Source organism: Corallococcus sp. bb12-1 (genome assembly GCF_026626765.1).
Taxonomy (GTDB): Bacteria; Myxococcota; Myxococcia; order Myxococcales; family Myxococcaceae; genus Corallococcus; species Corallococcus terminator.
In genome coordinates this window covers 169,761-195,609 of the sequence record NZ_JAPNJZ010000007.1, presented here as the reverse complement: position 1 = coordinate 195,609, position 25,849 = coordinate 169,761, and the positions used below count along the sequence as shown (strand labels likewise).

22 protein-coding genes are annotated in these 25,849 nt (G+C 68.3%); 11 read left to right on the top strand and 11 right to left on the bottom strand.

Annotated features, from left to right (window positions below):
• Window positions 1-189: 189 nt before the first annotated feature.
• Both OV208_RS11540 and OV208_RS11535 read right to left on the bottom strand, forming a co-directional pair.
• Window positions 190-570 carry a hypothetical protein gene (locus tag OV208_RS11540; protein ID WP_267573886.1) on the bottom strand — a complete coding sequence of 127 codons (381 nt, stop codon included), beginning with the start codon at window positions 568-570 and terminating at the stop codon, window positions 190-192.
• 96 nt (window positions 571-666) lie between these two features.
• Window positions 667-1,203, bottom strand: coding sequence for a DUF4833 domain-containing protein (locus OV208_RS11535; RefSeq protein WP_267573885.1), 537 nt, complete (start codon window positions 1,201-1,203; stop codon window positions 667-669).
• Between the two features lie 201 nt (window positions 1,204-1,404).
• Between OV208_RS11535 and OV208_RS11530 the strand changes: the two genes are divergently transcribed.
• A complete protein-coding gene (locus OV208_RS11530; RefSeq protein ID WP_267573884.1) occupies window positions 1,405-1,902 on the top strand; it encodes an aldo/keto reductase in 498 nt (165 codons plus the stop codon).
• A gap of 120 nt (window positions 1,903-2,022) precedes the next feature.
• Here the strand turns inward: OV208_RS11530 and OV208_RS11525 are convergent, their stop codons facing one another.
• Window positions 2,023-3,933, bottom strand: a complete 1,911-nt coding sequence (locus tag OV208_RS11525) for a glycoside hydrolase family 15 protein (protein WP_267573883.1) — start codon at window positions 3,931-3,933, stop codon at window positions 2,023-2,025.
• 660 nt (window positions 3,934-4,593) lie between these two features.
• Here OV208_RS11525 and OV208_RS11520 point away from each other — a divergent pair.
• Window positions 4,594-5,064, top strand: a complete 471-nt coding sequence (locus tag OV208_RS11520) for a hypothetical protein (protein ID WP_267573882.1) — start codon at window positions 4,594-4,596, stop codon at window positions 5,062-5,064.
• Here the strand turns inward: OV208_RS11520 and OV208_RS11515 are convergent.
• Both OV208_RS11515 and OV208_RS11510 read right to left on the bottom strand, forming a co-directional pair.
• Window positions 5,055-7,679 (bottom strand): ATP-binding protein, encoded by a 2,625-nt coding sequence (locus OV208_RS11515; protein WP_267573881.1) that lies wholly within the window; start codon window positions 7,677-7,679, stop codon window positions 5,055-5,057. The two genes, OV208_RS11520 and OV208_RS11515, sit on opposite strands and share 10 nt — an antisense overlap.
• 16 nt (window positions 7,680-7,695) lie before the next feature.
• The gene (locus tag OV208_RS11510; protein ID WP_267573880.1) at window positions 7,696-8,862 is read right to left on the bottom strand and encodes an FIST signal transduction protein; all 1,167 of its coding nucleotides are present in this window, start codon (window positions 8,860-8,862) and stop codon (window positions 7,696-7,698) included.
• 164 nt (window positions 8,863-9,026) lie between these two features.
• On the opposite strand from OV208_RS11510, the gene OV208_RS11505 reads away from it, so the two are divergent.
• The 4 genes from OV208_RS11505 (at window position 9,027) to OV208_RS11490 (ending at window position 13,206) form a co-directional block, all read left to right on the top strand.
• Window positions 9,027-9,812 carry an endonuclease/exonuclease/phosphatase family protein gene (locus OV208_RS11505; RefSeq protein WP_267573879.1) on the top strand — a complete coding sequence of 262 codons (786 nt, stop codon included), beginning with the start codon at window positions 9,027-9,029 and terminating at the stop codon, window positions 9,810-9,812.
• A 134-nt stretch (window positions 9,813-9,946) separates the two neighbouring features.
• A complete protein-coding gene (locus OV208_RS11500; protein ID WP_267573878.1) occupies window positions 9,947-10,849 on the top strand; it encodes a WG repeat-containing protein in 903 nt (300 codons plus the stop codon).
• 198 nt (window positions 10,850-11,047) lie between these two features.
• Complete coding sequence (locus OV208_RS11495) at window positions 11,048-11,635, top strand: PadR family transcriptional regulator (protein ID WP_267573877.1); 588 nt, start codon at window positions 11,048-11,050, stop codon at window positions 11,633-11,635.
• A complete protein-coding gene (locus OV208_RS11490; protein WP_267573876.1) occupies window positions 11,632-13,206 on the top strand; it encodes a nitrilase-related carbon-nitrogen hydrolase in 1,575 nt (524 codons plus the stop codon). Before OV208_RS11495 ends, OV208_RS11490 begins: the two co-directional genes overlap by 4 nt.
• Before the next feature lie 13 nt (window positions 13,207-13,219).
• On the opposite strand, the gene OV208_RS11485 is transcribed toward OV208_RS11490, so the two are convergent.
• Complete coding sequence (locus tag OV208_RS11485; RefSeq protein ID WP_267573875.1) at window positions 13,220-14,131, bottom strand: NmrA/HSCARG family protein; 912 nt, start codon at window positions 14,129-14,131, stop codon at window positions 13,220-13,222.
• Between the two features lie 105 nt (window positions 14,132-14,236).
• Between OV208_RS11485 and OV208_RS11480 the strand changes: the two genes are divergently transcribed.
• Window positions 14,237-14,788 (top strand): TetR/AcrR family transcriptional regulator, encoded by a 552-nt coding sequence (locus OV208_RS11480; protein WP_267573874.1) that lies wholly within the window; start codon window positions 14,237-14,239, stop codon window positions 14,786-14,788.
• 46 nt (window positions 14,789-14,834) lie between these two features.
• On the opposite strand, the gene OV208_RS11475 is transcribed toward OV208_RS11480, so the two are convergent.
• The gene (locus OV208_RS11475; protein WP_267573873.1) at window positions 14,835-15,737 is read right to left on the bottom strand and encodes a LysR family transcriptional regulator; all 903 of its coding nucleotides are present in this window, start codon (window positions 15,735-15,737) and stop codon (window positions 14,835-14,837) included.
• A gap of 131 nt (window positions 15,738-15,868) precedes the next feature.
• On the opposite strand from OV208_RS11475, the gene OV208_RS11470 reads away from it, so the two are divergent.
• Complete coding sequence (locus OV208_RS11470) at window positions 15,869-16,501, top strand: pyridoxamine 5'-phosphate oxidase family protein (protein ID WP_267573872.1); 633 nt, start codon at window positions 15,869-15,871, stop codon at window positions 16,499-16,501.
• 258 nt (window positions 16,502-16,759) lie between these two features.
• Here OV208_RS11470 and OV208_RS11465 read toward each other — a convergent pair whose 3' ends face one another.
• Window positions 16,760-19,042 carry a Kelch repeat-containing protein gene (locus tag OV208_RS11465; RefSeq protein WP_267573871.1) on the bottom strand — a complete coding sequence of 761 codons (2,283 nt, stop codon included), beginning with the start codon at window positions 19,040-19,042 and terminating at the stop codon, window positions 16,760-16,762.
• A gap of 371 nt (window positions 19,043-19,413) precedes the next feature.
• Between OV208_RS11465 and OV208_RS11460 the strand changes: the two genes are divergently transcribed.
• Together OV208_RS11460 and OV208_RS11455 are read left to right on the top strand one after the other, a co-directional pair.
• Window positions 19,414-19,971 (top strand): hypothetical protein, encoded by a 558-nt coding sequence (locus OV208_RS11460; protein ID WP_267573870.1) that lies wholly within the window; start codon window positions 19,414-19,416, stop codon window positions 19,969-19,971.
• Window positions 19,972-20,333: 362 nt separating this feature from the next.
• Window positions 20,334-20,669, top strand: a complete 336-nt coding sequence (locus OV208_RS11455) for a hypothetical protein (RefSeq protein ID WP_267573869.1) — start codon at window positions 20,334-20,336, stop codon at window positions 20,667-20,669.
• A gap of 42 nt (window positions 20,670-20,711) precedes the next feature.
• On the opposite strand, the gene OV208_RS11450 is transcribed toward OV208_RS11455, so the two are convergent.
• The 3 genes from OV208_RS11450 to OV208_RS11440 all read right to left on the bottom strand — a co-directional run bounded on the left by OV208_RS11450 (window position 20,712) and on the right by OV208_RS11440 (window position 24,234).
• Entirely contained in the window at window positions 20,712-22,208 is a 1,497-nt protein-coding gene (locus OV208_RS11450) for a hypothetical protein (protein WP_267573868.1), read from the bottom strand.
• Between the two features lie 141 nt (window positions 22,209-22,349).
• Entirely contained in the window at window positions 22,350-23,588 is a 1,239-nt protein-coding gene (locus tag OV208_RS11445) for a PKD domain-containing protein (protein WP_267573867.1), read from the bottom strand.
• Between the two features lie 25 nt (window positions 23,589-23,613).
• Entirely contained in the window at window positions 23,614-24,234 is a 621-nt protein-coding gene (locus OV208_RS11440) for a hypothetical protein (protein ID WP_267573866.1), read from the bottom strand.
• Between the two features lie 513 nt (window positions 24,235-24,747).
• On the opposite strand from OV208_RS11440, the gene OV208_RS11435 reads away from it, so the two are divergent.
• Window positions 24,748-25,704 (top strand): AHH domain-containing protein, encoded by a 957-nt coding sequence (locus tag OV208_RS11435; protein ID WP_267573865.1) that lies wholly within the window; start codon window positions 24,748-24,750, stop codon window positions 25,702-25,704.
• Window positions 25,705-25,849: the final 145 nt, after the last annotated feature.

The following is a 25,849-nucleotide window of genomic DNA, read 5'->3' as shown; positions in this document are numbered from 1 at the left end:
GTGACGCGCGTCACGTCCCCTGGGCATCACCTCCCGGCTGAAGTGCGCGCGTAGCACTCGTCGTGCTCCCCGGTTGGCCCCAGCGCGGGGGCCACCCCAGAGCGCCGGGACCCGATGCGCTCCTGATGCGCCCCAACGCATGGGCGCATGCAGCGCGTCAGGCATGGCGCACACACGGCCCCGGGCGCGTCACAACGCGCTGCAGGCCCAGACGCCAAGGGGCGTACAGAAGCAATTGGGATTGGGGTGGCCCGTCAGACAGCAACTCCGCGACCCGCCAACGGGCGAACACGGGGTCCCCGCGAGCTTGCTGCAGCGGTTGTTCAGCCCACAGATGGGGATGGGTGTGAAACAGATATTGTAGAGGCCATCGCACTCGACGGAGTCCGCCTGCACCGAACAGGTGTTCCCCTCACAAGACACCGTCGAGCCATTCGGACAGGTCTGTGAGCACGTGACGAGGGCGCTCGACGCCTGCCCCAGCTCCGGGGCCTCGACAGGTTCCAATCCACCACAGGCCACCAGCACCGGGACGACGAGCACCGTCAGCACACCCAGGAAGCTCTTCATGGCGTGTCTCTCCTTGAGGGGTTGAGCGGCATCGAATCACAACATGCCCTCCCTTCGCCACGGAGCCGCGCCCGCAGGAGTGCAGGGAATCCCACCTCACTCGCGAATCAGCTCTTGGACTGGCTGCCCTTCCGGGCCCACACCCTCCAGCCGCACGAAGTCAACCGAGAAGGGCCAGGACGTCTTCACGAAGACGTGTTCCAGTCGGGAGACGCTGTTGCCCAGCTTCGTCCACGCCTGGACCCGGCATTCGCCGTCGACCCGCGCGGTGGTGATGTCGATGGGGCGCGAGGCAAAGGCCCGCAGGCGCACCCGCACTCGCCAGCCATCCGCGGTGGCGTCGACCGGCTGCGGGTCCTCCAGCCCATACACGGATTGCTCGACCCCCAGCAGCTCCTCCACCTCCGATGCCCCACGCTCCAACATCCGCCAGTACACCTGCACGGGACGCGTCCCCACGGGGCGACAGGCCTCGTCCAGGCGCAGGGCGTAATGGACCTGGTTCCGGTTCTCGCTACGGGACAGGAAGAAGGCGGACTGCGATGGGAGGGGCGCCCCGGCCGCGGAGGCCAGGGTCGCGACGGTCGTCAGCGCGACGGCAGCGAGGTTGCTGAGCCCGGATTCAGGAAACATCGGGGTCCCCCTTTCATGGCGGAGTGGGCGGTCGCCCGCGGGGCTGTGTCGGAATGACGAACACCCCTGGCCCTTGGAACTGTCACCCGCCCTGCGCACTTTTCACCGAACACGACGCAGGCTCCTCCGAGTACTGAGCTTGCCCGGGCTTCGTGGCGCTCCCGCGCTTCGTGTGGATTTGCCGCAAGGAGGTCTTGGTGGATGAGGAGCCCTTTCCCTCGCTTCGGTCCCACGGCTGCCCGGCGCAACCTGCTCGGGCTGGCGTCGGAGCAGAGCCTCTACAACCTCACCCAGCGCACCATCGAACTCGAGGTCATCCCGGCGCTGCGCCACTTCGGCGTGGGCCTCATCCCGTGGAGCCCCATCGGCATGGGGCTCCTGGGCGGTGCGCTGCGCAAGGCGGTCCAGGGGCGCCGGGCGTCGCCGCACATGCAGGAGCGAATCAACAAGCTGCGCCCGCGGCTCGAGGCCTACGAGGCGCTGTGCGACGCGCTGGGCGAGACGCCTGCTGACGTGGCCCTGGCCTGGCTCCTCCACAATCCGGTGGTCACCTCCGTCATCAGCGGCCCTCGCACGGTGGAGCAGTTGCGCCAGAGCCTGAAGGCGCCGTCGCTGCGCCTCCCGGCCGAGACGCTGGCGAAGCTGGACGCCATCTGGCCTGGCCCGGGCGGCGAGGCGCCGATGGCCTACGCCTGGTGAAGTGCCGGTCGATGGGGGCTTCACCGCGCACTGAATCCGCCGCTGGCCCCTCCCCAACGACACCTCGCCAGGGCACACGCCAGGTGCCGCCAGGCGCTTCTGTGTCGAGGAAGAGCCGGGTCATTCAATGGGTGGCGGCTCGGGCTCCAGGAGGTGGGGGGGCTCCGACTGCCCCTCGTCTCGAAGCCTGAGCGCGCGGTCGATGCGCGCGGCGGCGCTGATGAGGCCGAGGTGGCTGAAGGCCTGCGGGAAGTTTCCCAACTGCTCGCGGGTCAGCGGGTGGACTTCCTCCGCCAGCAGTCCCAGATGGTTCGACGCCTCCGCGTGCGCGACAAAGACGTCCTCGGCCTCTTCGATGCGGTTGGCCAGCGCCAGCGCCTCGGCCAGCCAGAAGCCACAGAGGATGAAGCCTCCCTCCGGCCCCCCTACCCCGTCATCCATCCGGTATCGGCGCAGGAAGGGGCCCGCGCCCAACTCCCCGCGCAGCCAGTCGATGGTCCTCAGGATGAACGGGTCCGTCGCCCGGAAGCAGCCGACGATGGGCAGGAGCAGCAGCGCGGCGTCCGGCTCGTTGCCTCCGTAGGCTCCGACGAAGTGCTTGCGCGCCGGGTCCACGCCGTTGCGAAGGATGTCCGCCCGGATGACGTCCGCCAGGGCGGCACTGGACTGCTCCAGCGCCGTCTCACCAAAGAGCCGTGCCAGGTGCTGTCCCCGGCGCAGGGCCAGCCACCCCATGAGCTTCGAGTGGACGTTGTGCCGCATCTCCCGGCGCGGCTCCCAGATGCCGTGGTCGGGCTCGCGCCAGCGGCGGGCGGTGGTCTGGATGACCGAGCGGAGCAGCCTCCAGGTGCGCAGCGGCAGCCGCCCGCCGGAGCGCTCATAGAGGTACGCCGCGTCGAGCAGCGCACCCGCGGTGTCGAATTGGAACTGGTCCCTCGCGCCGTTGCCCAGCCGCACCGGCCGCGAGCCCTGGAAGCCGGTGAGTTGGGTCAGCTCCGTTTCCGGCGGCACGGGGCCACCGTCCAGCGTGTACATCACCTGAAGCAGGTCACCGCGCTGCAACGTGTCGCGCATGAAGTAGAAGAACTCGCGCGACTCACCCAGGAAGCCGAGGAGGTTGGTGGCGCGTACCGCCATCGCTGAGTCGCGGACCCAACTGAAGCGGTAGTCCCAGTTGCGAGGCCCCCCAATCCACTCGGGGAGCGAGGTGGTGGGCGCGGCCACCATCGCGCCCGTGGGGCCGTACATCAGCATCTTCAGCGTCAGCGCGGAGCGCAGGACGTGGTGCCGCCACGGCCCTTCGTAGTGGAGCTGTTGCGCCCACTGGCGCCAGGCCTGGCGGGTATCCCGAAGGTGATCGAAGGGCCGGTACGCGGCAAGAGGCTCCGGCCGGTCCGAGTCCCACGACAGGATCATCCAGCGCCGCTCGCCCGGCCCCATCCGGATGCGCGTCTGGAGGCCCGTGTCTCCCCGGCAGGGTTGGCCGCGCAGCTCCCGGCAGGGCCGCCATTCCGCCTCCCCGCTGAGCACGGCGACCAGCCGCTCCCCTCCCGACCCGCGTGCGACCAGGCCGTGCTCCTCCCGCTCCACCCGCGTCTGCGACGCCCCGTAATCGAAGCGCGGGTCGAAGACGATGTTCAGCTCCACCGCGCCTTCGAGGCACTCGATGCGCCGGTGCACCTCGTGGATGGTGGAGCGCGGATCGTTGGTCCACGGCATGGAGTCGATGATGCGGATGGCACCCTTGCGCTCGAAGCGGAACAGCGTCTCCAGGACGTTGGTGTCCGGGTCGTAGCGCTGCAGGCTCTCGAAGGGCCACACGACGGGAGTGATGCCGGTGATGCCGCCCTTCTCGTCATCGAGGATGCCCGCGAAGACGCTCGGGCTGTCGAAGCGGGGGAAGCAAAGCCAGTCGATGACGCCGTCCGGCCGGACGAGCGCGCAGGAGCTTCCGTCGCCAATCACCCCACGGCCCGCCAGGGGGACCTCCCGGTAGGACGCCGGGTTGGTGAACCGGAAGGGGCGGGCCATCCGCTTTGCGGCGCTGTAGAGGTCCATGAACAGGCGTGTCGCGAGGCAGGAGCGCGACCTCCCGCCCTCAACGTAGCAACGCCCGCGACGGCCGCACCCGGCGACCCACCGACGCAGGGAGCCCCCTCCGTCCAGCCCCGTCGACCCTTCCTGGAATCAACGGAGAGCCGGGCCGCGGAGGCTCAAAGGGGGAGCAGGAATGATGACCGCCGAGGCCAGCACCGCAGAGCGCGGCCTCCCCTTCCTGGCCGCTGTCTCGGGTGCCACGCTCTCCCCCTCCTCGTCTGCTTGGGGGAGCCCTCCTGCCCCCGGGGCCCTGGGCCTCTGAACTTCCGATGCGCTCAATCACCAGGGCACCACGACTCCAGCCGACCTTGGATTGCGCGTTGTGTCTGTCTTTGCGCTGATCGACGGCGCCCTGCCACGTGAAAGCACGATGCAGACCGTGCAGCCAACCGGCTGGGGCTCCGTCGCTCGGTACCGCCATGCGCTGCCCTGCTTCCTCCCCGATGTCGCCTCGCCACGGCCGCCTGCTTGTTTCAGGGCGTGATACACCGTGACACCCGGGTGCGGTATGCTTCACCGGAAGCCGCTGACGCGATACCGCGCTCCCGGATACATGGCACTGGCCCTGTTCTTGCCGCTTGAGACATTTCCTCTATGTACACCCTCGACGAATCACTCTGGCCGCTGGTCATCGTCCAGCGTAGCGACACCACGACGGACAAGGAGATGGAAAGCATTCTCCAGAGCCTTTCCAAGCTCATCAAGAGGCGTGAGCCCTATGTCCTGGTGATTGATTTCTCCCGTTCCCGTCCGCTGAACCATACACAACGGATGATGCTGGCGGATCATCAAACCCAGACCGCCGACCTGGCGCGCGATTACTGCAAGGGATTCTTCGTGGTGATCAACTCGGCCACCGCCAGACTCGCGAGGGCCGTCACCAGCTTCGTCCGGCCGTCCGCGGACCAACATGAGGTGGTCGCGTCGTTGGACGAGGCGCTCGAGCGCGCCGCGCTCCGATTCGAGCAGGCGGGTGTGCACATGGGGGCCTTCATTGCCCGTACCCAGGCGCTGCGGCAGAAGTCCCGTCCCGCCACGAGCGGCGCGGGCGCCCGTCACGATTGAAGCCCGGAGGCGTGGCGGCCCTCCAGTGCCGGTGGTGACACGGAGGGCCCGCGGCGTGGAAGCTCCACCGTGAAGGTGGATCCACGCCCCGTCTCGCTTTCGACCCGAACCGACCCGCCCAGCCTTTCGACGAGCTGGTTCACGATGTGGAGGCCCAATCCCAGCCCTCCGTAGTGGCGCGACGACACCGCGCGCTCGAAGGCCCGGAAGATCCGCGCGTGCCGTTCCGCTGGGATTCCAATGCCTTGATCCCTCACCTCCAGGCGGGCCGTCACGGCGTCGCCCTCGACCCGGATTTCAATGGGCCTGCCCTCCCCGTACTTGATTGCATTCGAGAGCAGGTTGGTGACGATCTGATCGAGCCGCGACCGGTCCCACACGCCCGGCATCGCAGTGTCGGCGTGAACCAGGAGCCGGGTTCCGGAGGTGGCCAGCTCGGGGGCGAAGCGCGCCGCGATGTCCCGGACCAGCGCGGCGAGATCCACCTCTTCGAGTTCGAGGTCGAGCCGTCCGGCATGGATGCGCGAGACATCGAGCAGCGTGTTGACGAGCTTCGCCATCCGCTTCGCCTGGCGTTCGATGACTTCGAGCGAGTGGGTCACGGTCTCCACCGGCGCCGTTCGGAGCGCTCCCGTCCGGGTGAGGCGCATCAATCCCTGCACGGACAACTGGAGGGACGTGACCGGGGTCTTCAGCTCGTGGGAGGCAATGGAGAGGAACTCATCGCGAAGTCCAATCGCCATCTGGGCCTGTTGATAGAGGCGTGCGTTGTCCACGGCCATCGCCGCGCGGCGGGCCAGCTCCTGTGCGAGGGCGAACTCGGCCGGGCCGTAGCGGCCGCCGGCCTCCGACCGGGCCAGGGTGATGGCGCCGAGCGTATGGCCCCGTGCGAGCAGCGGGACCGACATGAAGGATTCGAACTCGACGACTCCCGCACCCCCCTGGCCGTCTCGCATGCACCCCAGCGCCGCGGAGGGGCAGCCCTCCGGGAAGAACTCTGGCTCGCCGAGTCGGAGCACCCTTCCGGGCCCATGTGCCGCGTTGAGATCAGGCGGCGCGCAGAGGACCTTCGCCGGCGACATGGCGCGAAGCGCTTCGGAGCGGGCCTCGGTGATCCGCTGGAAGGATTGGTCCGGGTCCAGGAGATCGACCGTGCACCAGTCGGCGAAGCGCTGGACGGTCAGCGCGGCCACGCTCCGCAGTGCGTCTTCGGGAGCGAGTTCGCCGGCGAGCAGACCGGAGGCTTCCGCCAGGAACGCGGATCTCGCCTCCTGCTCCTCGGCCCGGGCACGCGCCTGCTGCTCACGCTGAAAGGTCTGGTCGCGCTCCTGCTCGGCCCGCCGTTGCTCGGTGATGTCGATGCCGGTGCCGATGACGAACTCAACCGCTCCCGTCTCGCCGCGCAGGGCATTGCTGGACCAGGAGATGAGGCGGCGCTCTCCCTCCCGCGTCAGCCAGTGGCTCTCATAATGTTCGAACCCCTGGCCCGCCGCGAGCACGGCGTAGTTCGCCTCGACCTGCTCCCTTTCTTCCGGAGGCTGGAGCCGCTTCCAGAACTGCGCGCCGCGGAGCTCCTCGAAGGAGTAGCCCGTCACCTTCTGGCACGCTCGGTTGAAGCGGATGATCCGTCCCTCCGGATCCAGGACGATCACCAGTGCGCGGGCCGTGTCCAGGACCGCCGAGCTGAAGTCACGCTCGCGCTGGAGCTCCCGCTCCGTGCGCTGCCGGGCGGTGATGTCCCGGAAATAGACGGCCCGCCCATAGTAGACACCGTCCGCGCTCACCACCGGGGCGTTGTACTGGTCGAACACCCGGCCATCCTTGAGTCGAAGCTCGTCGTGTCCCGACGTGGTGATGTGTTCGAAGAAGGAGGCTGCGCGCGCCAGGAACCTGGCGGGCTCCTCCACGAGCTCCGAGATCGCACGGAGCAGGAGCTCGTTCGACGCGGATTCGATCTCCTCCTCCAATCCCCACATCTCCACGAAGCGCCGGTTGTGGGTGAGGATCCTCCCGTCCGGAGAGGCGATCAGGATGCCCTCGACGGAGGCTTCACTCAGGGACTCCAACAGCGTCTTCTGCTGGTGGAGATCGCGTTCGCTGTCCAGGGTCCGCGCGAAGAGCTGCCGGTGGATGAGCGCGGTGCGGAGGACGCGTCCAAGGCGCTCCACCATGCCGCGGTACTGCCGTGGCAGATGCGGCTCGCGGTCGAAGTACAACAGCAGCGCGCTGGAGACGTGCCCGGCGCCCGGCCCGGAGTCCGCGATGGGAACGGACCAGCGCACGAGCCCCGGCGATGCCAGCTCCGGATAGGGCAGGTCCGGCTCGGCAGGCCCGCGCTCCAGGGGGGACTCGGAGGGACACGGAATCGGGAGTTGGCGGGATGCGGTGGACAGTCCGCTCGTGCCCTGAAGACGGACCCGGCCCTGCTCATCCGTCTGGAGCCACAGGGCGACCATGCACCCCAATCGCTCCGCGACCCGGTCCAGGAATGAGTCGGCGGGCTTGTTCGGATCCAGGAGGTCGAGGGCCGCGACGGTGAGCTCCTGGAGCACGCTCAGCAGCGCGAGCCGCTCCTCGGTGACCTTGTGGTCCGCGTCCGCGCAGTGCTCCTCCATGCCCCACCTCGTCCCCTCACGCCGGAAAGGCGAGCACCACCGCCGTCTTGTTGTGGAACTGGGGAACCCCTCCCCCCAGGGCCCCCACCTCGCCAAGGGTCAGACAGCCCACGACCGGGACCCCCTCCCCGAGCGCATCCTGGAATCTCAAGAGCTCATCCCGGACCCCCTCGCCCAGGATGAGGTAGCGGGAGACGCAATCGAACACCACCGCGCCGCCCAGCGGGCCAGGAGTTCCCTTCCGGGCCATGGCGGCGGCACCCGCCGCCGCGTCGAGCAGGTCCGCGCGCGCCCCCTCCATCACGCGGACGAGCGAGCCGTCCGGTATCTCCGCGACGTAGCGGATTGAACCGTCGGACTCGACGGAGATGGGGTCACGGATCACGAACTCTCCGCTGGCCTGGGGAATCCCCAGCGGGTGCGTCATCGCGAAGCGGGTGAAGTCCCGCATGTCCAGTTCGACTCCCCGGCTGGAGGCCGTGCGCCGGTAGACATCGAACGCGCTCTCGTAGTCGAGTTCGATGGCGGTCGTGCCTCGGGCCTTCGTGACCTGGGTCGGTGGGCCGTACGGATACCAGCCGTGTTGAATGCCGACACCGATTGGCTCCTGGGCATCGAAGGCAATCACCACCACCTGGTCCCGGTAGGCCTGCCCTTGCGTGAACTGGGCCGTCTTGACGAACCGGAGGTTGTTTCCCGCGCCGCCTCCCGCCCAGCCGACGCCCGCGCCCGCTTCCTGCTGGGCCCCTCGCACGACTTCTGTCGGGTCCCCGCTCAGGGCGTCCGGGAGGACGATCAGCGCCCGGCGACGTCCGGGCGGCAGGGGAGGCAACTGCCCGACGGCCCGTGCCACCGCGGTGCGCCCGGCTGCTCTGGGATCCTCACTGACGGGCCCGCCCATTCCCACCCCGACGCGGAAGTCCTTCCCGCAGAAGAGCGCGATCACCATGCCCTGGAGCAACAGCTCGGTTCCCGCGAAGACGCCCGCCGCGCAGCAGCCGGCCCACGGAATGTCCCCCAGTTGCCTCCGGACCGCGGCCGCGAAGCTTTCCGCGTCGTATTGGTCCGTGCACAGGACGAGGGCGAAGGTGGGAGCCTCCGCTCCCCGCAGCGCCTGTTGGCTCGCTTCCCGAGCGGCAGCTTCGCAATCCGGCGAGCTGCTCTTTCCAATCTGGATCCGCATGGACTCCAGAATCGATATGCACGGGTGGACGCGCTCGCAGGAGCCGACGGCTTCGTTCGCGCCTCTCCCACCAGGATGGCAGCGCCTGTTCGACCGGCCTGTGAGGCACGAACGGTTGCCGCCTCCTTCCACCTATACTCGCGGCGGAACAGGAGAACCTGCCAATGGCGGTAGAGCTGCGAATCGCCTCGTACAACATCCTCGCGGACGCCTACGTCAAGCCCGAGTGGTTCCCACACACGCCCGCGGACGTCCTCCGTCCGCAGGGGCGCCAAGAGGCGTTGGCCCGCCGGATCGCGGGGCTGGACGCGGACATCGTCTGCCTGCAGGAGGTGGAGCCCGACCGCTTCGCCACGCTCCAGACGGCGATGGAGGCGCGCGGGTACACGGGCGTGCTGGCCCTCAAGCAACAGGGCCGGCCCGACGGCTGCGCGGTGTTCCACCGCCTGGAGCGCTGCCTGGGCCACCGGGCCCATTACTTCAGGGACCGGCTGGAGGACGGGCGCATTTCGGGGCACCTGGCGCTGGTCGTGGATTTCGACGTTGGAGGAGACCGACTGCGCGTGGCGTGCACGCACCTGCGCTGGGACCGGCCGGACAGGCCCGTGGAGCAACACCAGGGGATGCAGGAGGCGGCCGAGCTGATCGAAGAGTTCGTCCAGGGGGACCCAGAGGCTCTCTGGGTCGTGTGCGGCGACTTCAACGCACAGCCCGGGGAACCGCTGGTCCGAGCGTTCGCGGCGGCCGGGCTGCTCGATGCCTACGAGGGACAGCACCAGCCGACCTGCAACGCGAACGGCAAAGCCAAGGCGATTGACTTCATCTTCCATTCGCGCGCGCTGCAGGCGCAGCCGGTCTGGCTGCCGGAGCTGGACGATCGTACGCCGATGCCGTCGGAGACCGAGCCCTCGGATCACCTGCCGATCGCCGCGCGGCTGCTGCGCCCCTGAGCTGCTGCCGCTCCTCTCCTCGCTGGCAGTCCTGTCCCCCGGTGGGGACTCTCGGGCTTCACGTAGGTCGTAGCGTAGGGGCGTGCAGGCCTCCAGCCCAGACCTGGCCTTGGCTGCAGGGTAGGATCCATGGCGTGAAAACGCGTTACGGCTTCATCGACAAGAAGGGGGAGCTGGTCATCCCCAGCCCCCATGGCACGCCCTTCAGCTTCAACGAAGGCTGGGCCCGCATGCCCGTCGAGGATGGCTGGGCCTTCATCGACGTGAAGGGCCAGCCCAAGCTGAAGGTGAAGCGTGCCTTGACCGGCTTCAACGATGGCCTGGCCCTGACGGACGCGGGCTTCATCGATGGCAAGGGCAAGCTCGTGTTGCCGGTGGAGTTCAAGGCGAACTTCACGAAGTACGTCGTGGCCGGGATGAGCTACGCGAACGTGGGGCGCTTCGACTCGGGGCTCGCGCCGGTGATGCGCATGGGGGCGAAGGCCTCTGACGCGTACATCAACCGGAAGGGAGTGGTGGTGCTGGACGGGTTCGGCGGTGGGCTTGCCCGGCCCTTCGTCGACGGCAAGGCACACGTCGTCTTGAAGGAGGGTCCGAAGGGCGAGCAGAGCCGGCTCATCGACCCCAAGGGCCAGTGCCTCGCCAGTTTCGACTTCAAGACGATGGGCCGCTTCTCGGACGGGCTGGCGCTGGTGGTGAAGGGCAAGAAGTTCGGCTTCGTGGACGAGTCCGGCGCCTGGGTGCTGGAGCCCACCTTCTCGCCCTGGGGAGACTCGTACCTGTCGGAGTGCGCGTTTCGGGAGGGACTCGCTCCCGTGAAGGTGAATGGCCGCTATGGCTTCATCGACCGGAAGGGAGCACTGGTCATCGAGCCCCGCTTCCAGGCGGTGCAGGGCGCGTTCTCGGAGGGGCTGGTGCCCGTGAAGCAGGACGGCCTGTTCGGCTACCTGCGCCCGGACGGAAGCTGGGCGGTGACACCCCGCTTCGTCTCCGCCCAGCCCTTCTCCCATGGCCTGGCCGTGGTGCTGAACGACTGACGGCGCGCGACGGATACAAGAGCCCGCCTCGTGCCTTGTGGCAGGAGATTTGAGCACGGGCGGATCTTGAGTCCAGGGCGTCAGCGCCCTTCTGCACCCTCCATCCGCAGGTGCGCGCCAGGAGTCTGGGCTGCTGGGCCCATGAAGGGCTGGCGGCCGGATATATCAGCCTGATATATCGCCCTGGAGGAGGTTGCCATGGCGAGGGAGAGCACCTGTCGGTTCGCCATCCTGGGGATGCTGTGCCGGGAGCCGATGAGCGGATACGACCTGCGAAGCGCCATCGAGCAGTCAGTGGGGCACTTCTGGCAGGAGAGCTACGGCAACCTGTACCCGACGCTGAAGCAGATGGCGCAGGAGCACCTGGTCGAGCTCGAACCGGAGGAGCCCTCGCGGGGCGGACGGATCCGGAAGGCGTACCGGGTGACGGCGGCGGGGCGGGCGGCGCTCGCGCAATGGCTGAGGCGGCCGGTGCTCCCTCACGTGGAGCGCAACGAGCTGTTGCTCAAGCTCTTCTTCGGGGCCCAGGTGGGACCCGCGGACTCCCTGGCCCAGGTGGAGCGCAGCCGCTCCGAAGCGGAGGGACTGCTGGCGGCGCTGCGCCTCATTGACGAGAACGTCCGCCACTCCCGGGGAGACGACCCGGAGCGACCCTACTGGCATCTGTCCATTCGCGCGGGGCTGCTCGGACTGGAGGCGCACCTGCGCTGGTGTGACGAGGCGCGTGAGGCACTCCAGCGGATGGAGCGGACAACGGGTTCGACGAAGAAGAGGAAAGCACGATGAGCGGTCACCCGGACGAAGGAGCGCGGCGTCCGTCTGTGTTCATGCCGTGGCTCGCCCTGGGCGTGGGGAGCGGACTGTTGCTGTTGCTGAACACGGAGTGGGCCGTGCTGCCCGGCTGGTGGATGGGCGCCCTGTTCCTCTTCTTCTCCCGGCGGCAGCGCCCCTCGGTGGGCTTCTTGGGGCTCCTGGTGGCCAACACCGTCGCCGCCGGCGTGGCGAACCTGGGGGTGTTCCCGGGCTCCGCCGCGAGCGCCTTTGGCATGGCCCTGGGGGGCGCGGTGGTCGTCGCGGGGGTGTATTGGGCGGACCGGCTCATCGTGGGGCCACGGGGCTCCTTCGCGGGGACACTCTTCCTGCCGGCCGCGATGACGGGGTTGGAGTTCTTCAGCAGCCTGGGCAACCCGTTCGGCACCTGGGGCGTGCTGGCCTACACCCAGGCCCGGGTGCCAGTGCTGGTGCAGTTCGTGTCGGTGACGGGGCTGTGGGGCCTGACGTTCGTCCTGGTGTGGTTCGCCACCGTGGCCAACTGGGCGTTCGAGCACCGGGAGGCGGGGCGCCGCGTCCTGCACGGGGTGGCGGTGTACGCGGCCGTGCTGGTGGCCATCCTCGGCTTCGGCGTGCTGCGGCTCGCGGGGGCGGGGAGCGTGGGCGAGCCCGTCCAGGTGGCGGGCATCACCGTCGCGGGAGAGCTGGCCACGGGCCGTGAGGCCGGGCTGTCCCGGCTCATGAAGGGCGAGGCTTTGGGCGATGAGGACTGGCGCGCCTTCGCCGAGGCTTCGCGCGGGGTGAACGAGGAGCTGCTGCGCCTGTCGGAGCGGGAGGCCGCGAACGGGGCGAAGCTACTGCTCTGGTCCGAGGGAAACGCGGTGGTGCTGGCCGGGGAGTTGGAGGCGCTCGTCGCGCGGGGGAGCGCGCTGGCGCGCGAGCGGGGCGTGTGGCTGGGCATGTCGGTGGCGAGCTTCACGCCCTCGGTGGAGCGGATGCTGCGCAACGAGCTCATCCTGGTGGGGCCGGACGGCGCGGTGGCGTGGCGCTACGTGAAGTCCCGGCCGGTGCCGGGGTGGGAGGCGGAGCACTCCGTCCCAGGCAGCGCGGAGCCGGCGGTGGGCCAGGCCCCCGGCGTGGGAATCCTGGGGGGCGCCATCTGCTTCGACGGAGACTTCCCAGCGGTGTTTTCCAACGCGTCGGAGCGAGGGCTCGAGCTGCTCCTGCTGCCGTCGAGCGACTGGAAGGGCATCAGCCCGCTGCACACGCGGCAGGCGGTGTTCCGCGCGGTGGAGCAGGGCTTCAGCATGGTGCGCCAGGTCAACCAGGGGCTCTCGGTGGCGGTGGACGGCTACGGGCGCGTGTATGGCGAACTGGATCACTTCACGGCCGAGGAGCGGGTGCTGCGCGCGGAGCTGCCGGTGGGTCGGGTGCCCACGCTCTATGCGCGCATTGGAGACGCGGTGGGTGTGCTCTGTGGGCTGGCGGCGCTGGGATGGGTGCTTCAGGCCTCCGTCCTCGGGCTCGTCGCGCGGCGGCGAAGCGCCGCCACGGAGCCAACAACCCAGACTCCTGCCGCGCCCTGAAGTCTTCGCCCGATCAGGTCGGCCTGCGACGGTGGCTCACCCAGGTCTCGAAGCTCATGGGCGACAGGCCGTAGGCGCGCGCGAGCTCGGGCCGTGCCAGCACCGGAGCGACGTTCATGTACGTCAAGCCTTGCGCCACGCCGGGATGCAGCCCGGCCGCGACGGCCTCCTCGACGGTGCCCGACTGGACGGTGTAGTCCTTGCCGTCGACGCGGGAGAGGATCTCGGCGATTTGCGGAAGCGTGAGCACGTCCCCCGCGAGCTGCAGCGTCACGCCGTGGAACGTCGAAGGATGCTGGATGGCCGCCGCAGCGGCCTTGCCGATGTCCTCCGGGGCGATCAACGGGATGGGTCGATCCGTCTTGATCACCGTGACCAGGCGGCGTTCGTCGACGAAGCCGGCGGGGTCCAACATGGGGTGGTCCATGAAGGTGGAGGGCAGGATGAGGGTCCAGTGCCGGAAGCCCGCGCCACGGACGAGCTCACAGGTGGCGAGCTTGTTCTCCCAGTACACCTCGTGGGACTTCCAGCGTCCCTCTGCCCAGCCCTCGATGCCGCGGTGGTCTCCGACGCCGGACGTCGCGGTGTGCACGAACGCCTCGACGCCCTCGGCGAGCGCGGCCTCGACGAGGTTCCTCCCCTGCTGCAGCTCCTTGCTGAAGTCGATCCCCGTCGCCGAGAGGATGGGCGACTGCATCGAGAAGACCGCCCGCGCCCCGGCGCACGCGGCGCGCAACGACGCGGGATCATCGAGGTCCCCGACAACCACCTCGGCGCCCGCCGCCGCGAGCTCCCGGGCGTTCGGCGCCTCCGGATCGCGCACCAACACGCGCACCGTGGAGTGGCCATCAGCCAACAGGGCCCGGGCGGTGGCGCCACCCTGGCGCCCCGTGGCGGCGGTGACGAGAACGGTCTGCGTGCTCATGGGCAGCTCCTTCTTGTAAGTGGGGTCCCACCCCGTTTATATTCATGGTCAAATACGGAGGGGGCCCCCGTTTGTCAAGGAAGGGACCCCGAGGAGAGGAGTGCCGTGGAGCACGTGAAGCCGTTGCGCGCGGATGGGCGCCGCAACCGGGAGAGCATTGTCGCGGCCGCCGCGGAGCTGGTCGCCCGGGATGGCGCGCAGGCGTCGCTGGAGGAGATTGCCCGGAAGGCGGGGGTGGGCTCTGCGACCCTGCACCGGCACTTCCCTTCGCGGCAGGCGCTGTTGGAGGTGGTCTTCCGGGAGGGTGTCGCACAGCTCTGCGCGCGGGCCACCGCGCAGCCGGGAAAGCATCCCGCCGCCGAGCTGGCGGCCTGGCTCGAGGATTTGACGGTCTACACCGCGACCCATCGCGGGCTCGCCGCCGCGCTGCTGACGGGCCCGGAGGGCCTCTCCGCCGAAGACATCTGCTGCACGGACATGGTGTTCGACGTGTTGAGCGCCTTGGTGGAAAGGGCGTCATCGGCGGGCGCGATTCACGCCAGCGCCACCACGGAGGACCTGATGCGGCTGGCGAATGCGATTGCCGTCGCCAACGAAGACGACCCGGTCACCGCGCGCCGGGTGCTGCGACTCGCGCTCACTGGCATCCAGTTGTGAAGGCAGGAGCGTGCCGCGGCGCGGGCGCTCCGAACGGTAGCGACTTTCATGCCCGCGAGTTGATGCGCTTGCGCAGTCGCTCGGCTGCGAACTCCAGGAAGGCCGCCGCCGCCCGGCGCTGGGGGCCCGGCAGGTGGACGAGGTGCACCGGAACGGGCTCCGGCTCGAACGGCTCGAGCACCACGCGCAGCCGCTTGTCCGCGAGCAGCGAGTCCACCTGATAGGAGAGGACCCGCACGAGCCCCACGCCGGCCAGCGCGGCTTCGATGGCCGCCTGGGCCGTGTTGACGATCAGCCGTGGATGCACGGCGACGCCTCGCTCCCGCCTTCCGCCGCTCGGGAAGGACCACCGGTCCGCGATGGGGGTCGTGGTCGTGAACGCGATGCAGGCGTGGCGGGCCAGCGCCTCCGGGTCCTTCGGCACGCCCGCGCGTTTCAAGTACGCCGGACTCGCGCAGAGGATGGACCGCACGTGGCCAACCCCGCGGGCCCGCAGCGCCGAGTCGGAGAGCGCGCCGATGCGCACGCCCAGGTCGATGCCCTCCTCCGCCAGTGACACCACGCGATCGAGCAGGGTGAGTCGCAGGTCCAGTTGGGGATGAGCCTCCAGGAACTCCGCCACCACGGGCACGAGGTGGAGCTGGCCGAACAGCACCGACGCCGTCACGGACAGCGTGCCGTGCAGCTCGGCCTGGGCGTCCGAGGGCGCTTCGAGGAGATCGAACTCCGCCAGCGCCCGGCGGCTGCGCTCAAGGTAGCGCTCCCCTTCCCCCGTGAGCGAGACGGATCGGGTGGTCCGGTTCAGCAGGCGCGTGCCCAGCCGCTTCTCCAGCGCGGCGACGGCGCGGGTGACGCTCTGCGGGGAACGTGAGTGGGCGTGCGCCGCCTCGATGAAGCTTCCCAGGCTCGCGACGGACACGAAGAGGCGCCACTCCCCGACTCGATCCATTGTTCCACCTCCTGGAATACTGTTACCACGGATGCGCCATTGTTGATGGAGCGGGAGATCCGTACCTTGGGTTCACGGTCGCGGTGCTGGCGGCCGCCACCCCACCGCTGGAAGCCTGGAGGTTCCTGTCAATGAAACCCATCTCAAGTGATGTGGCCTTCTCCCCGGCGGTGAAGCAGTTGCAGGGCGAGCGCGGCTCCAGGGCGGCGTATGCTCGGATGGAGCGCGCCGGGGGCTTCGAGACCGAGGTGACGGAGAGCCTGCGCGCGTTCCTGGCGCAGGTGGACACGGGGTTCCTGGCCACCGCGAGCGCGGATGGACAGCCCTACGTCCAGCATCGAGGAGGCCTCCGAGGCTTCATCCAGGCGCTCGATGATCACACGCTCGGGTTCGTCGATTTCGTGGGCAACCGCCAGTACGTCTCGACGGGCAACCTGTCGGAGAACGATCGGGTCTGCCTCTTCCTCATCGACTACGCGCACCAGCGCCGCGTCAAGGTCTGGGGCACGGCGCGCGCCGTCCCCGCGACGGACGCACTGCTGTCCCGGTTCACCCCCACGGAGCCCCGGGCGCGCCCCGAGCAGATCATCCTCATCACGGTGAGCGCCTGGGACGTGAACTGCCCGAAGCACATTCCCCAGAAGCTCGATGCCTCCGAGGTGGCCCAGGCGCTTCAGCGAATGGAGAAGCGCATCGCGGAGCTGGAAGCCGAGAACCGCAACCTCAAGGCGACGCTCCAGCTCCGCGATGCAAAGCCAGGATAGGGGCCTGAAAGGGGTTGGAATCCGAGGCATGCGTTTATTGCGTCAGATGAGCATGCGCGGCTGGAGTGGTGTCGGTGCTGCGCGGGTGGAACGCGTCAAAGGTGTTATGGACATGGAGCGGGAGCCTCGCCCAATCCGAGCCCTCCGGGGTTGGCGCTCTCGAAGTCGATCTTCGTTCCGCCCGTGGGAGCAACACGGCAGCGAAGTCCGCGCCGAGCGCCGGTCATGCCCGGCGCTCGGCGAACGTTGTGACAGCGTTCAGGGCGTGTACAGCTCCGCCGTTGCCAGCCGGAAGCCGGTGTTCCCCCCTCCCCCTGCGATGAGGACCTGCCCATTGGGCAGCAGCGTCGCGGTCTGGTCCGAGCGCGGTTCGACGAGAGAGCCGGCAGGGCTCCAGGTGTTCGTGACCGGATCGTACAGTTGCGGCATCTGATCCGACGCGACGAGCACCGTGCCATCGGGCAGCAGCGTCGCCGTGTGGAGGGCGCGAGTTTCGGCCATGGAGCCGATGGGGCTCCAGGTGCCCGTGGCCGGATCGTATACCTCCGCCGTCGCGAGCTCGGAGTCGAAGATGTCCAGTCCTCCCGTGACGAGCACCTTGCCATCGGGCAGCAGTGTCGCCGTGTGGAAGGCGCGAGCTTCGGTCATGGAGCCGGTGGGGCTCCAGGTGCCCGTGGCCGGGTCGTACACCTCCGCCGTCGCCTGAGAGGGGGGACCGAATCCCCCTGCGACGAGGACCTTGCCATTGGACAGCAGCGTCGCCGTATGGGCCCAACGCCTTGCAACCATGGCGCCGGTCGGGCTCCAGGTCCCCGTGGCCGGGTCGTACACCTCCACCCTCAAGGGCCCGCCGATATTGCTGATGCCCCCCGCGACGAGCACCTTGCCATCGGGCAGCAGCGTCGCCGTATGGGCGGAGCGACGATCCTGCAGGGAGCCGGTGGGGCTCCAGGTGCCCGTGGCCGGGTCGTACAGCTCCGCCGTCGCGAGAAAGGTGGTGGACGTGAGTCCCCCTACGACGAGGACCTTGCCATCAGGCAACAGCGTCGCCGTGTGGGACCCACGCGCGTCAGCCATGGAGCCGGTCGGGCTCCAGGTCCCCGTGGCCGGGTCGTACAGCTCCGCCGTCGCGAGGACCTCGGTATCCGTTCGGGTCCCCCCCGTGACGAGCACCTTGCCGTTGGGCAACAGCGTTGCCGTATGGTTGGCGCGAGGCCCCGCCAGGGAGCCAGTCAAGGCCCAACTCCCTCCTGTACAGGCCGGCAGCCCCGTCACGGTGAAGGTGCGGGTGGCTGCCAGGTGGAAGGCATTGGTGACGGTGGCGGTGATGGAAGGAGGCGCGCTGACACAGGAGGGAGCCGTCCAGGTGATGCGGCTGTGGGACGCGTCGCTGGCCGGCGCGCCCAGCGAGCCGGTATTGGCCTCCCAGGAGAACGTGAGGGCGGAACCTTCCGGATCGCTGGCCACCACCTCGTAGGTGAGCTCCTGGCCCGGTGACGCCGTGTCCGAGGAGCGATAGGAGCGGATGATGACGGGGTTGAAGTGTTGGGCCGGGGGCGTGTTGCTGACGCACAAAGCGACGGTGCCGGTGTTCTGTCCGCCGCGCCCATCGGAGACCGTGACGGTCAACTGGCAGTTGTTACAGGTACCGGCGGGCAGGACCGAAGGCGTGAAGAAAGCCGAACTGGAGGAGGCCTGGGCCCAGGTGCCGGCACAGGAGGCGCTCCAGGCGTAGGAGAGGCCGTCACCGTCCGGGTCGGAGGCCAAGGTGGAGACAGACGTCGTCTGCCCGACGGCCAGGGACGTGGGGCTGGCACTGAGAGCGGTCACCACGGGGGAGCTGTTGAAGGAGATGGACAGGGTCGCATCTCCCTCGCCGTCAGCGGTGACGTTGACCGCCAGCACGACGCTGGAGGACAGGCCGCGCGAGTCCGTCACGGTCAGGATCAGGGTCGCAATGCCCGTGGAAGCAGGCGCGGTCCATGAAGTGGCGGCAGCCGAGGGAGCGGAGAAAGAGCCCGCGGTCGCACTCCAGGCGTAGGAGAGGGTATCGCCCGGATTGGGATCATGCGCGGTGGCGGTCAGGGAGATGGAGCCACCCGCGGCCACGGAGGTGGAGGAGACCACCAGGGAGTCAATGATGGGGGCCTCGTTTTCGAAGGGAGGCGGAGGCTGGAGCTGCTGAAGGATGATGGCGACCAGGGTGCTCTGGTTGGCGGTGATTGTGACTCCCGTGGCGGTACCTTCGAAGAGCAGGAGGCCGGAGGAGTCGAATGCCTGGGCCAGAAAGGAGCGATTGGAGCCTGCGGGGATGTTGCCAATGATACCGCCCCACACGCCGTTGGTAGCAGCCAGGTCCACGGTCACCGAGGGGATGTCCGCGGCGCTCGAGGTGACCGAGACGCGAGAGATGCTGGAGGCGAGGGCCTGGTTGACAGAGACAGCAAACCGGACCGAGCCGGGATCTTTAGAGGAATCAGAGCAGCCCGCCAGCAGCGACACTGTGAGCGCGAGCATCAACGGAGTGAATGCTTTCTTCATGAGGCAGCCTTCCACATCGCCAATTCCTTGCAGCCTGATTGCTGAAGGACAATGATTTCCCTGCGACAGACATGGCGAGGAGTATTGGCAATGGGAGGCGGCTCTGGACATTGCCCCAGCAGCTCATGCGCCGTTGCTCGTCAGACGAATGCGGACGCTTGCTTGGGTGCTGTCAGTGGATGGGGAGTCGTGGAGGCGGGCGCGCCAGCGTGAAATGCTCTGGCGGAGGCCGGTGAGGCCGGAATCAGGGAGGCAGGAAAGCTGGGCTTTGGAAAGCGGTCCGCGCTGGGTTCGGTGTTCATCGTGATTCTGGGCGCGGTCGTTCCTCGTGCGAGCAGCGCGAGCCTCCGGCGCAGGGCGGTCTCGAGCTCATGCGCTTCAAGGCGAGCGAAAAGACCGACGGGGTGACCCAGGAAGCACAGGCCCTTGCGCCAGCCAACGTGCAGGCCTTCTACGCGGAAGGCACTGTTGCCTTTTTCCCGTGCCACGAACCCGGAGTACGCTTTCGTGGCACTCGGTGGGGGACGCCCATGGATGACGACGTTTTTCTCGAACGATTCTCACGTGGAGCGCTGAGCGAGTTCGCCCATCTCGACCATGTGCGGGTGGTCTACCTCTACACGCGCAGGGAGGGCCCTGATGCCGCCATTGAGCTCACCCGCGCCGGGCTGCGGGCCCTGACCCGCCAACTCGGGGTCCCGGAGAAGTACCACGAGACCGTGACGGTCGCGTGGGCTCGGCTCGTCGGTCAGCAAGCGGCGACAGGGCCGGGCCGTGATTTCAACGCGTTCATCAACGACAATCCACGATTCCGGCGCAAGGACCTCCTCGACGACTACTACTCGCGCGAGGTCCTCTTCGGAACCGAATCCAGGACCCGGTTCTCCGAGCCGGACCTGCGACCCCTGCACACGCCTCCCAGCGGCTGAGCTGCACCCCATCATGAGCGCCACGCCAGGTGCTCATGATGTGAGGGAATGAACCGGCCCGCCACCACCGGCCCGCGCGGGAGAAGCCATCCCGTGCGGGCCGGTGTCTGTCATTTCTCGTGCCTCAAGGGTAGGTAACGGGCCCGACGTAGCCGGGCAAGCCGGACGCGCACGTCGCGATGCGCACGTACTGCCTTCCCCGTGGCGCGAACATTGCCACAAGCGCCGCAGTTGTTGTTGTCGGTGCTCGGATCCACACAGGCCTCGCCACAGACGATGTTCGGCGGATTGCACGCGGGCTCCTCGCACTCGAAGCTCCCCGGCGTGTTGGAGCCAATTTGACGCAGTCGACGGTGCCGGCAGTGAGGACGCGTGACGTCGCGACCTGCCGGCGCACCTCACTCCCTCCAGAGCAGACCAAGACCCTGGCGGTGCACGACCCGCGTTCGGCGTACGTGGACAACCTGAGGAACGGGCTGATTGACGAGCTGCTCAAGGTCACCCGCGCGGAGCAGGCGAACCTGCTCATCGTCTGGGAATGCACGCTGTCCATCCATGAGCAGCTGCTCGACCTGGTCCTCCAGTTCGAGATGCCCGGCGGCCAGCAGCAACGCTTCCCGCTGAGCAAGACCCACGTGCATGGCACGCCCACGCAGGCCCCCGGCTTCGACCTGAAGGTCATCAACGCAGCTGCGTGACGCGGGGCCGCGAAGGGTGGCCTCCTCCGCTTACACTTCGTCTCAGTAGGCCAGCCACCGCGCGGAGGATACCTTGTCTCCGAAGCTCCAGTGGTTCAGGTTGACCTCGTGGAGCATGCCGTCGCCCACCAGGTCCTTGTAGCTGCCCTGGTGGTTGGAGTCGTTGTAGAGCCGCACGCGATGGCCCGGCGGGATGCACCAACGGACCGCGGAGGCCTTGTCGTTGAACTTGTCCACGTCGTTGAAGCGGGCCCAGTTCTTCAACCCCTGGTCCTCGTAGTCGAAGATGACGCCCCGGTCGCTGAAGTCGGAGTCGTCGTAGAAGTCCACGTAGGCGCGCTGGAGGTCGGCGCGGCAGAAGGTGTCCGCCCAGACGCTGCGGAACTCCACCATCTTCACCGTCGAGGCAGGGCCGTCATCCGCGTGCTCGGTGGCGTAGAGGATGAGGCTGCGATCAGACCCCACGAAGAGGCCGGCGGCCGCGTCCAGGTTGCACTGCCGCGACCCGTCGTTGCTGCAGTACAGGTGCTTGGACGCGACGTGCTCGATGCGCATGTGGCCGTCGAGCGTCACCCGGTACAGGTGGGCGTAGTCGTCGCTCACCGCGCCCCAGCGCAGCCCGCCCAGCCGCGTGCCCACCAGGTAAAGCTGTGAGTCATTGCAGTCCGTCACGAAGTTGAGGTTCTGGAACGCGCCCCACTCCCCCTGCCCCAGCTCCGCCTTCTCCCAGAAGTCCACGCGCTGCCACTGATTGCTCGCGGAGCGGATGTTGGTTTCCGAGGAGCGGAAGACCTCCAGCGCCTCCGCATCCTCCTGCCCGAGCAGCATCAGGTAATGCCCGTCAGACAGCTTCGTCAGCGACGCCGTGCCCGCATTCGATGTGAGGCCCTCGATGTAGGCATGGGGGCTCGGGTTCAGGCCCGGGTTGTAGTCATACAGCGCGACGCGGCCCAGGCCCGGCCCTTCCTCCAGGGGCAGGGCGAGGACGTTGCCCACCGCCTGCATGCCGCCGCCGTGGCGGTAGCCGCCTGGCACCGGCAGCGCCGCCACCGCGACGTCCCCACCCGGAGGCGCGGTGTCCTCGGGCTGCTGGGTGGAGACCGCCAGCCGGTTGGAGCGCAAGCGCCGCCCCTCCCCGTTGCGGCTCTCCATCCGCACCAGGTGCCCCACGTTCCCCAAGGCCGCGTCATCCCGCTTGGACACGACGAGGTAGCGGCCGGAGCCCAACGTCAGGCGCTGGATGCCTTGCCAGTGGTTGCTGCCCGGGTAGGCCACGTTGAGGTTGAACGGCCCGGGGTGGAAGCCCAGCACCTCGCCGTGGTCCCGCAGTTCCTGGAAGCGGAGCGGCACGTCCGGGCTGCACAGGTTGCAGTCCGGGCTTCCCCAGGTGCAGGTGGTATCCCCTCCAAACCCGACGCTCAGGGAGGACGCCGCGCCACGGACCGCCACTTCAGGGCCGGGGGCTTCCGGTTCGCAACCGGCGAGCGTCAGCAACCCCGCCAATGACAAGACCGCGGTGGGCAGGCGACGACGATGCATGGGGGACATGGGATTTCCTATGGCTGTTCCGGCGGATGCCGCGAAGGTTTGATCCGGCCGTCCATTGTCATCCAGGAACACACCGTGAGCATCGTTTGGCTGCGGTGACGCCCAGGCGATGATTGCAGGACGCGCAGGCGGCTACTTCGGAAGGGGCCGCTGCGGCGGCGGCGGTGACGGGCGCAGGGGCTCCGCCTTGAAGGATGCCCAGGACAGCGACACTTCCCGGCCCATCGCATCGCGCCCGTGGAGGGTGTCGAGCACCTGCTTCACCTCGGGCCGCACGTCGCCAGCGGGCACGGTGACCTCCCCCCGGAAGCCCCCACGGCCCAGGTCCTCCGTCACGGTGATGAGCTCCTGCCATCCGTGGGTGCGGGTCTCCACCTGGTCGTCCCAGCTCACGGTGAGGCGCTCCACGCGCTCCCAGACGACGTGGGTGTCATCGGGCACATCCACCTGGAGCTGGGTCCTCCAGCCGTCGTTCGCGGAGCGCGCGGCCACCCGTTCCAGCTTCAAGCTCGCCGAGGGAGCAACCTCTGGCGAGGGCTGCGCGCGGACCTGCACGAACGCCGTCGCGCCCTGCCCTCCTCCCGCGCCCCCGGGGGTCAACCGCACGGTGTAGACGCGCACGTCCTGCTCCCCCTGCGCGGGCGGCGCGAAGGCATGCGTGACTTCAGGCACCGTCGTCACGGTGGAGCTTCCGTCACCGAAGTCCCAGGTGTACGCGGTGGCGGGAGCAGGAGACACCGCGCGGAGGTTGAAGGCGGTGGGGTCGCGCTGGGTGACTTCGATGCGAAGCAGGTGGGCCTGTCCCTCCCCCGCGCCACAGGCGCGCACGTCGATGTCAGCGACCTGTTCGGCCAGCACGCCGACGCGGCGGCCTCCCAGGTCGCGGCAGAGCTGGAAGCGGACGAAGTACCGGCCCGCTGTCGCGGGAGCACTCCACGCAAGGCGTGCGCCGGGATGCAGTTCCGCCCCGGTTTCCTGTCCCGGCCACACCCAGCGCGGGACAACGCCGGGCTCAAGTGTGCCTCCCACGCGCGCGGAGAGCGTCAGCAGCTCGCCCGCGCAGACCCACGGGCGGTCCGCGTCGAGCCCCTCGATGACGGCGCTCGACGCCAGCACCACGCGCTCCTCGTTCAGGGCGGCGGAGAGGGCCTCACCGGTCGCGGCGGGTGGCACTTGCGTGGCGGCGGGCAAGGGCCGCACGGGAAGCGAGGGGCTCGCGGCGGCCTCCCCCTGCCTCGCGGGCTCCGTCACGACGATGCGCGGCGGGGCGGGCGTGGGGGATGCTCCGTCATTCCGGGCCAGCACCCACCAGGAGCCCTCCCCCGACCAGTAGGGCGCGAGCGGGGCCACTCCCAGGCCCGCGTCCACCACGTCCGGTGTCCATGGGCGCGCGACCTCAGAAGCCGAAGTCGTTGAGGTGACGCCGGTAGCCCTGGGAGTTGGGGCGGTACCACTGATCATCCCAGCCGGTGAACTCCACGTCGTCGAGCAGCCGCTCCGTCTTGCCATTGAGGACGACGGTGTTGATGAGGGGCACGGCGGTGGAGCCCACGTTGCGGGCGGCGAGCTTGTTCGCGGTGGGGTCCAGGTACTGGGCGGTGGTGCGGCTGCAGTAGTCCTGGAGGAAGCAGCCCCGGTCGCATACGGCCAGGGTGTTGTAGGAGGCGTGTTTGTCCTCGGCCATGTAGAGGACGGGCCATCCGCGATAGCCATTGCGTGAATCGCTCAGGTCGTATTCGAGCTGGTCGAACGCGTACCACGCGGAGGATTCGCACGAACTCTTGCGGTGGGCGGACAGGTAGGCCCAGTCGAGGTACCAGCGCCCGCCGGAGAAGTGCACCTCGAAGATCTGGAACTCGGGGTCGCCGTCGTGCCCGGTGGTGACGCCAGTGTCTTCGAAGAAGGTGTCCAGATAGACGATGCGCACGGTGCGCGTGGCGAAGGCCTCGCTCTTGACGGCGTAGTAGGGCCGCCGGCCCATGCCGCTCTCGCCGCTGTCGAACCAGAACAGGGGCATGAACCACTTCGCGAGCTGGTATTCGCAGTCGTCGTTGAGGCCGTCCCGGTCCGCGTCCGTGCCGGTGCCCCGCAGTTGTCACCGTAGGGGATGACGGAGAGGCCATCCGCGCGGGCGGATGGGACCGACAGCGCGAGGAACATGATCAACGACAGGAAGACGGTGCGCGGGCCACGGCCCATGGAAGTGCTCCGGGAAACGTCAGGGGAAGCCGGAGGCTACCGCATTCCCGTGGCTGCTGGAGCCTCAACACCCTGCGGCCCATGGGGCTCGCGCTGGGGCAAGGCTCGCACATCCAATGGGCAATCCCAGGTGCTTAACGAGAGCCGGGCATGTCCGACTTGACGGGGGCAACTCCAGTCCTCCTCAACAACCCCAGCCAGTCCTCTCGCGGTCCGCGCTCCTAAGTCCTCCCGACCCGAGCACTAGGCAGGACACGCACCTGCGCGCTAGCATCGCGAGCCCGTCAATCTTCAGCTCCCAAGCCAATGGGCGAACACCTGGAGGTCTCCCGTGGCGCAGCTACCGCTCTCTCCTGAGAAGCAAGAGAAAAAGCGACAGAGCGTCCTCAAGGAGTACATCTGGCTGCGGCATGAAAGCCATAAGGCCGATCCAAAGCGCGCCCAGCCGCCCAGGGAGGACAACAGGGAGGCCGAGGACAAGGAGCCACACCTCGACGCTCAGGCCCTCATCAAGGGCAATCTGGCCAAGGGCGTGCATTCCTACGCGTTCATCAAGGGCAAGAAGGTCTCCCGCGCGGAAGGAAAAGAGTACTACGCCTGGAACGCATGGAACTTCCTCGGCTCGCTTTCCAGAGGCGACGTCCGTGACATCTACCGTGGGGCGCCGTGCGCCTGGTATGACTTCTACGAGCCCGACTACAAGCCGAACTTCCTCCAGGCATTTCCCATCAGGTCACTCGGCGGCTACCGCAGTATCGGGAGCTACGAGGAGCTGAAGGAGTTCGTCGCCTACTACAAGAGCCTGCCCAACCGGAGCGTCGAGGAGAACGCGCAGCTCCAGTATGCCGCCATCTGCCGGGGCAAGGTGGGTATGTCGCTCAATCCCAGTGTCACCGCATCGGTCGTTGGCTGCTCATTCCCCTACAAATGGCAGGCCCACCACCTCCTGCCCATGAACTGCTTTCACACATACCTCCAGGACTGGCACGTCCGGGTCATCCTCTCCTCGAACTACGACATCAACGCCGGCTCGAACATCATCTTCCTGCCGGAGAAGCCCGATGGGATGCCGCACCACAAGCTCCCGTTCCACCGCAGCTCGCATGCCGACTACGACATCCGACTCAAGGGCGACTTCCAGAAGCTCCAGGATCTGCTGAACGAGAAGAAGGAAGACGACGAGCCCCACGAGGCCATCGCCGAGAACGCCGAAGCAACGCTCCGCGAGATGGAAACCGAAGCATTCCAGTACCTGTCGCGCTCTTTTGGAATGAGCAAGCTGACCTAGCCCTGCCGCTGCTTCTCCCTCCCATGGCCAACTCCGTCATCGTCCGAGACACCCGCCTCCAGGATTCCGCCATCCTCTCGGACCACCCTTCCGAGCTGAGTGACAAGGCATTCCGGTTCCGCCGTGGGGTTCCCTTGAAGGACTG

What these genes read in the sequence shown, in the direction of transcription:
- OV208_RS11510 (WP_267573880.1), bottom strand. Translation starts at nt 8,862, where the DNA reads ATGCGGATCCAGATTGGAAAGAGCAGCTCGCCGGATTGCGAAGCTGCC.
- OV208_RS11470 (WP_267573872.1), top strand. Translation starts at nt 15,869, where the DNA reads ATGAAACCCATCTCAAGTGATGTGGCCTTCTCCCCGGCGGTGAAGCAG.
- OV208_RS11475 (WP_267573873.1), bottom strand. Translation starts at nt 15,737, where the DNA reads ATGGATCGAGTCGGGGAGTGGCGCCTCTTCGTGTCCGTCGCGAGCCTG.
- OV208_RS11505 (WP_267573879.1), top strand. Translation starts at nt 9,027, where the DNA reads ATGGCGGTAGAGCTGCGAATCGCCTCGTACAACATCCTCGCGGACGCC.
- OV208_RS11515 (WP_267573881.1), bottom strand. Translation starts at nt 7,679, where the DNA reads ATGGAGGAGCACTGCGCGGACGCGGACCACAAGGTCACCGAGGAGCGG.
- OV208_RS11535 (WP_267573885.1), bottom strand. Translation starts at nt 1,203, where the DNA reads ATGTTTCCTGAATCCGGGCTCAGCAACCTCGCTGCCGTCGCGCTGACG.
- OV208_RS11540 (WP_267573886.1), bottom strand. Translation starts at nt 570, where the DNA reads ATGAAGAGCTTCCTGGGTGTGCTGACGGTGCTCGTCGTCCCGGTGCTG.
- OV208_RS11520 (WP_267573882.1), top strand. Translation starts at nt 4,594, where the DNA reads ATGTACACCCTCGACGAATCACTCTGGCCGCTGGTCATCGTCCAGCGT.
- OV208_RS11440 (WP_267573866.1), bottom strand. Translation starts at nt 24,234, where the DNA reads ATGCCCCTGTTCTGGTTCGACAGCGGCGAGAGCGGCATGGGCCGGCGG.
- OV208_RS11525 (WP_267573883.1), bottom strand. Translation starts at nt 3,933, where the DNA reads ATGGCCCGCCCCTTCCGGTTCACCAACCCGGCGTCCTACCGGGAGGTC.
- OV208_RS11490 (WP_267573876.1), top strand. Translation starts at nt 11,632, where the DNA reads ATGAGCGGTCACCCGGACGAAGGAGCGCGGCGTCCGTCTGTGTTCATG.
- OV208_RS11465 (WP_267573871.1), bottom strand. Translation starts at nt 19,042, where the DNA reads ATGAAGAAAGCATTCACTCCGTTGATGCTCGCGCTCACAGTGTCGCTG.
- OV208_RS11460 (WP_267573870.1), top strand. Translation starts at nt 19,414, where the DNA reads ATGCGCTTCAAGGCGAGCGAAAAGACCGACGGGGTGACCCAGGAAGCA.
- OV208_RS11450 (WP_267573868.1), bottom strand. Translation starts at nt 22,208, where the DNA reads ATGCATCGTCGTCGCCTGCCCACCGCGGTCTTGTCATTGGCGGGGTTG.
- OV208_RS11485 (WP_267573875.1), bottom strand. Translation starts at nt 14,131, where the DNA reads ATGAGCACGCAGACCGTTCTCGTCACCGCCGCCACGGGGCGCCAGGGT.
- OV208_RS11495 (WP_267573877.1), top strand. Translation starts at nt 11,048, where the DNA reads ATGGCGAGGGAGAGCACCTGTCGGTTCGCCATCCTGGGGATGCTGTGC.
- OV208_RS11530 (WP_267573884.1), top strand. Translation starts at nt 1,405, where the DNA reads ATGAGGAGCCCTTTCCCTCGCTTCGGTCCCACGGCTGCCCGGCGCAAC.